This is a genomic window from Mesorhizobium sp. B2-4-18 (assembly GCF_006441385.1).
Taxonomy (GTDB): domain Bacteria; phylum Pseudomonadota; class Alphaproteobacteria; order Rhizobiales; family Rhizobiaceae; genus Mesorhizobium; species Mesorhizobium australicum.
The window spans coordinates 700,370-706,615 of record NZ_VFUW01000003.1; the positions used below are offsets into that span (position 1 = coordinate 700,370).

Below are 6,246 nucleotides of genomic sequence, written 5' to 3' on the forward strand. Positions count from 1 at the left end.
GGTTCATGAAATCATCGATGCGGTCGCTTTGCCCCAGAAATGCGGTATTGGCTGCAGCACTGGCTCTGGCAGGCCTGGCCGCGCAGCCGGCAGCGGCCGAGGAGCGGGCGAAAGACCTGTTCGGCGCCGAGAAGCTGCCGACGGCCACCGCCCCGCAATCCTTTGGCTTCTATTCCAAGGGCTGTTTTGCCGGCGGCGTCGCCATTCCCATGGATGGTCCGACCTGGCAGGTGATGCGGCCTTCGCGCAACCGCCGCTGGGGCCATCCGGCGATGATCGCGCTGATCGAGAGATTGTCGCGCGACGCCGTCGCCGACGGTTGGCCGGGCCTGTTGATCGGCGACATCGCGCAGCCACGCGGCGGCCCGATGCTATCAGGTCATGCCTCGCACCAGATCGGGCTCGACGCCGACATCTGGCTGACGCCGATGCCCGACCGCACCATGACCAGGGCGCAGCGCGAGACCATGAGCGCCACCTTGATGGTCGACGACAAGACGCATCTTGTGAAGGACGCGCTGTGGACGCCGGCGCACACGCGGCTTTTGAAGCGCGCGGCGAGCTATCCGGAGGTCGAGCGCATCCTGGTCAATCCCGGCATCAAGAAAAAGCTCTGCGACACGGTCAAGGGTGACCGCTCGTGGCTACGCAAGATCAGGCCGTTCTGGGGCCACGACTACCATTTCCACATGCGCATCGGCTGCCAGCCGGGCTCGCCCAATTGCAAGGCGCAGGAAGCAACGCCGGAGGATGATGGCTGCGGCAAGCCGCTGGCCTGGTGGTTCACGCAGGAGCCGTGGCGGCCGAACAAGAACCCGGATGCGCCCAAGGCACGTGACCTGATGACGATGGCCAACCTGCCCAAGGAATGCCGCGCGGTGCTCGACGCGCCGGGGCCTGCCTCGGCCGAGGCCGCGACCTATCACGGCGACGCCGTGCCGGTCGCGGTGGCGGTGCCTGAGCCGGAAGCGCCGTCGCTGCCCGCCGTCACGGCAAGCGGCACCGCCGGCCTGCCAAGCGCGGTGAACGCCTTCACCGCGACGCCCGAGGTCGGCGTACCGGTGCCGCGGCCACGGCCGCCAGCGAAGTGATTGGCGCGCCACCCGCAGGCTCAATCGGTTTAGCCCCCGTTTTCATGGAACAGTGGCCGTTTGGCCGCAGAACCTCTCCCTGCGCGCCACCAGGCCCGAAAACCGTTTCCCTTTTCAAACTCATGCGCTAGTCAACGCAGGAACGGCGAAACGCCGTCGCGGGCGCCGGGGACGGACGAGAGCATGCCAAGCACGGGCGATGACGAGACTTTGCTGCGGTTTCCGATCCTGATCGGCGATATCGGCGGCACCAATGCGCGGTTTTCGATCGTGCTCGACGCCAATTCCGGGGCCGGCGAGCCGATCATCGTCCAGACCGCCAATTACAACACCATCGACGAGGCGATCCAGGCGGCGGTGCTCGATCGGTCCTCGGTTCGCCCCAATTCGGCGGTGCTGGCCGTGGCCGGCCCGGTCGACGGCGACGAGATCGAGCTCACCAACTGTCCCTGGGTCGTCAAGCCGAGGCAGATGTTCGCCAATCTTGGGCTGAGCGACATTGTCGTGCTCAACGATTTCGAGGCGCAGGCGCTGGCCGTCGTGGCGCTTGGCGAAGAGCACATGGAAAAGATCGGCGGCGGCGCGCCGGAGCCCAATGCCGGCCGCGTCGTCCTTGGCCCCGGGACCGGGCTCGGCGTCGCCGGGCTGGTCCACGCGCTGCATCACTGGATCCCGGTGCCCGGCGAAGGCGGTCATATGGACATCGGGCCGCGCACACCGCGCGATTTCGAGGTTTTCCCGCATATCGAGAAGCTCGAGGGCCGCATTTCGGGCGAACAGATCCTGTGCGGACGCGGTCTCGTCAACGTCTACCGGGCGGTGGCCAAGGCGGATGGAAAGCCGTCGCCCTTCACCACGCCGGCCGAAGTCACCGGTGCGGCGTTGGCCAAGACCGATCCGGTGGCGCAGGAAGCCCTCGAGACCTTCGTCACCTGCCTCGGCCGCACCGCCGGCGACCTGGCGCTGGTGTTCATGAGCAGGGGCGGCGTGTTCCTAACCGGCGGCATCGCGCAAAAGATCGTGCCGGCGCTGAAGCAAGGCAATTTCCGCGCCGCCTTCGAGGACAAGGCGCCGCACAGCGCGCTGATGCGCACCATGCCGGTCTATGTCATCACCCATCCGCTGGCTGCCCTTCTCGGCCTTGCCGCCTATGCCAGGAACCCCACGCTGTTCGGCGTCCAAACATCGGGCCGGCGCTGGCGCGACGAAGTTAGTCACCCCAAGGCATAGGCAAGCCGGCTGCTTGGCGGTAATAGGGGTGCCGAATTGCCCGGCCACGGGAAGCGAAACCGACAAAGCCCTCTGATTTGACACTTCAAACTCCAAACAAGCTGAAAGCCCGGCCCGGCGAGGTCACAGCGGTGCTGCGCCGCATTCTCGCTGAGAACAGCCACGACTATCGCTGGACTTATGTGATGGTCATCACCTGCTCGCTGATCGTTTCGGGCACGACCGCCTTCACGGCCTGGATCATGGCCCCGATGGTCAACCAGATCTTCTACGAACGGCGTGGCGACGCGATCGTGTGGATCTGCGCAGGCTTCATGGCGGCCTTCCTGCTGCGCGGCTTTGCCGGCTATGGCCAGGCGGTGGCGCTGGCCAAGATCGGCAACAATCTGGTGGCGCGCTACCAGAAGCGCATTTTCGATCACCTGATGAAGCTCGGCGTCGGCTTCTTCAATGATACACGCTCCGGCCGGCTGGCGGCGCAGGTCAACGAAAACGTCGGCGGCATCCGCGACCTCCTGTCGTTGACGCTGACCTCGATCACCCGCGACGCGGTGACGCTGATCGGCCTGCTCGGCGTCATGGTCTACCAGGATCCGGTCCTGTCGCTCAGTTCGCTGCTGATCGGACCGCCGCTGATCTGGGCCGTCGTCTACCTCACCCGTCGCGTGCGGCGCATTACCCGCGAATCCGTGCTGATCAATTCGCGCCTGATCGGCGCCGTGCAGGAAGCCACGCAAGGCATCGCCATCGTCAAGGCCTTCACCATGGAGGACGAACTGTCCAGCCGCATCGGCAAGCTCGCCAGCGACGCCGAACAGCGCTCGAACAAGATTGCCCGCGTCTCCGAACGGCTGTCGCCGATTTCCGACATGCTGGCCGGCTTCGCCGTCACCTCCGTCATCGCCTATTCCGGTTACCGGGCTCTGGTTCTCGGGCAGCCGCCGGGCGCGGTCTTCTCCTTCATCACGGCGCTGATCCTGGCCTATGATCCGGCGCGCCGCCTGGCACGCATGCAGGTCGGCATGGAACGGGCTCTGGTCAATGCACGCATGATCTACGAGCTGCTCGACCTCGAGCCGAAGCAGGGCGACGCGCCTGGCGCCACCAAGGCAAACTTCACCACGGGCGAAGTGCGCTTCAACAACGTGTCCTTCCGCTATGTCGAGGAGACGCCTGTCCTTCAGGACCTCAGCTTTGTCGCCGCCGCCGGCAAGATGACCGCCGTCATCGGCGCCTCCGGTGCCGGAAAGACCACACTGGTGGCGCTGCTGCAGCGCTTCTACGACGTCGAGAGCGGTACGATCGAGATCGATGGCCAGGACATTTCCAAGGTCACCAAACAGTCGCTGCGCGGCTCGATAGCCTATGTCTCGCAGGCGCCCTATCTGTTCGAGGGCACCATCCGCGACAACATCCGCTATGGCCGCCCCTCGGCCACCGATGCCGAGATCGAACAGGCCGCGCGACTGGCCGCGGCCGACGAGTTCATCCGCCAGCAGCCGCAAGGGTATGACACGCCGGTCGGCGAGAATGGCGCCACGCTCTCCGGCGGCCAGCGCCAGCGCGTGTCGATTGCCCGCGCCATTGTGCGCCAGGCGCCGATCCTGCTGCTCGACGAGGCGACATCGGCGCTCGACAACGAGGCGGAAGCGCGCGTCCAGCAGGCGCTCACCAAGGTCATGGAAGGGCGCACCACCATCGTCATCGCGCACCGCCTGTCCACCGTGGTCAATGCCGACCACATCATCGTGCTGGAACAGGGCCATCTGGTCGAAGAGGGCACGCATGCCTCGCTGATGGCCGACCCGCACAGCGTCTATGCCCGTTTCCACCGGATACAGGGCGTCAAGGGCCTGGGGCTTGTCGACGACAGCGCCCCGGCCGAAACTTCGGTTCAGGAACTAGAGACCCAGGACATCGCCGGGAGCACGCCATGAGCGAGACCACATCAGGCGAGCCGGCCGGCGATATGGGCCTTGTGGTGGTCGGCGCGGCCGGCCGCATGGGCCAGACGCTGATCCGCGCCATCCACGCCATTCCGGGCGCCCGCGTCATCGGCGCGGTCGAGCGCCCGGATTCGCCTCACCTGGGCAAGGATGCGGGGGAACTCGCCGGCGTCGGCCGCATCGACGTGGCGATCGGCAGCGATCCGTTGCCGGTCTTCGCCAGGGCCGACGGCGTGCTCGATTTCACCACCCCGGCCTCGACGGTCGAGTTCGCCGGTTACGCGGCGCAGGCGCGCATCGTCCATGTCATCGGCACGACAGGCTGTTCGGTCGACGACAACGCGAAAATCGCTGCCGCCGCCCGCCACGCGACCATCGTCAAGTCGGGCAATATGAGCCTCGGCGTCAATCTGCTGGCGGTGCTGGTCGAACAGGCGGCACGCGCGCTCGACGCCGACGATTTCGACATCGAGATCCTCGAAATGCACCACAGGCACAAGGTCGACGCGCCTTCGGGCACGGCGCTTCTGCTCGGCGAAGCGGCCGCCGCCGGGCGCGGCATCGCGCTGGCCGGCAATGATGTGCGTTCGCGCGACGGCCATACGGGTGTGCGACAAACCGGCTCGATCGGTTTTGCCACGCTGCGCGGTGGCTCGGTGGTTGGCGACCACAGCGTGATCCTGGCCGGCACCGGCGAGCGCATCACGCTGTCGCACCATGCCGAGGACCGCGCCATCTTCGCCCGCGGTGCCGTCAAGGCCGCACTTTGGGCGCATGGCCAGAAGCCGGGACTGTATTCGATGCGGGACGTGCTTGGGCTTGCCTGAAACGAGCCTCAACCATCTTCGTTCTTACGCGGGACGGAAAACCACTACACACTTTTCCTGGAATGCCCGGACCCCAGAGGAGCAAAAATGTCGAGAACCCTCGTGCTCGTGCGCCACGGCCAGAGCGAATGGAACCTGAAGAACCTGTTCACCGGCTGGCGCGACGTCGACCTGACGGAGCAGGGCCATGCCGAGGCCAAGGCCGCCGGCCAAAAACTCAAGGCGCGCGGCCTGAAGTTCGATATCGCCTTCACCTCGGCGCTGACCCGGGCGCAAAAAACCTGCCAGCACATTCTCGACGCGGTCGGCCAGAGCGACTTGCAGACCGTTCGCGACCAGGCGCTGAACGAGCGCGACTATGGCGACCTCTCCGGCCTCAACAAGGACGACGCGCGCCAGAAATGGGGCGAGGAGCAGGTGCATGTCTGGCGCCGCTCCTATGATGTGCCGCCGCCCGCCGGCGAAAGCCTGAAGGACACTGGCGCCCGCGTCTGGCCCTATTACCTGCACGATCTGCAGCCGCATGTGCTGCGCGGCGGCACGGTGCTGGTCGCCGCCCATGGCAATTCGCTGCGCGCGCTGATCATGGCGCTGGACGGCAAGTCAGGCGAGGAGATCGTCAAGCTGGAACTCGGCACCGGCGTGCCGGTGATCTACCAGCTCAACGCCGATTCGACCGTGGCTTCGAAGGAAGTGCTGGAAGGCTAAGCCGGCAAGCGAGCAGCGGGTTTAAAAAAGCGCGTTGACAGCAATCGCTTGCCCGCTTATTGAGCCCGCACCAGCCCAGATGGCGGAATTGGTAGACGCGCACGGTTCAGGTCCGTGTTCCGCAAGGAGTGGAGGTTCGAGTCCTCTTCTGGGCACCAAATTCCCGTTTCGAACCATTCGATCGGTTCAGAAACCCTGAGAAAAAGCCCGGTTCGTCCGGGCTTTTTTCTTGCCCGATGACCTGCCCTCCTGGCCAGTCCCCGAACAAACCGCTTCAAACCGCGCGTCCCCTTCGCTACGCTCGCAATCATGTCTCAATCCAGCACCGCGATCTTCGGCGCCCGCCGCGACCAGGCTTTTCCCGTCCTAGAGCGGTTCATCGCTTGATAGAATCGGAAGGGATTCCCGCTCGGTTGGATTTGTGATTCAAGATGCTGGCTGGAT

The 6,246-nt window shown here is 65.5% G+C and carries 5 protein-coding genes and 1 tRNA gene; all 6 read left to right on the forward strand.

Annotated features, from left to right (window positions below):
• Positions 1-5: 5 nt before the first annotated feature.
• The 6 genes from mepA to FJ527_RS10680 all read left to right on the forward strand — a co-directional run bounded on the left by mepA (position 6) and on the right by FJ527_RS10680 (position 5,960).
• The gene (gene mepA, locus FJ527_RS10655) at positions 6-1,091 is read left to right on the forward strand and encodes a penicillin-insensitive murein endopeptidase (RefSeq protein ID WP_140823054.1); all 1,086 of its coding nucleotides are present in this window, start codon (positions 6-8) and stop codon (positions 1,089-1,091) included.
• Between the two features lie 183 nt (positions 1,092-1,274).
• Positions 1,275-2,321 carry a glucokinase gene (locus FJ527_RS10660; protein WP_140823056.1) on the forward strand — a complete coding sequence of 349 codons (1,047 nt, stop codon included), beginning with the start codon at positions 1,275-1,277 and terminating at the stop codon, positions 2,319-2,321.
• Positions 2,322-2,398: 77 nt separating this feature from the next.
• A complete protein-coding gene (locus tag FJ527_RS10665; protein WP_140711993.1) occupies positions 2,399-4,258 on the forward strand; it encodes an ABC transporter ATP-binding protein in 1,860 nt (619 codons plus the stop codon).
• Positions 4,255-5,094 (forward strand): 4-hydroxy-tetrahydrodipicolinate reductase, encoded by an 840-nt coding sequence (gene dapB, locus FJ527_RS10670; RefSeq protein ID WP_140823058.1) that lies wholly within the window; start codon positions 4,255-4,257, stop codon positions 5,092-5,094. Before FJ527_RS10665 ends, dapB begins: the two co-directional genes overlap by 4 nt.
• A gap of 87 nt (positions 5,095-5,181) precedes the next feature.
• Positions 5,182-5,802 (forward strand): 2,3-bisphosphoglycerate-dependent phosphoglycerate mutase, encoded by a 621-nt coding sequence (locus FJ527_RS10675; RefSeq protein ID WP_015314707.1) that lies wholly within the window; start codon positions 5,182-5,184, stop codon positions 5,800-5,802.
• Between the two features lie 73 nt (positions 5,803-5,875).
• A tRNA-Leu gene (locus tag FJ527_RS10680) sits at positions 5,876-5,960 on the forward strand.
• Positions 5,961-6,246: the final 286 nt, after the last annotated feature.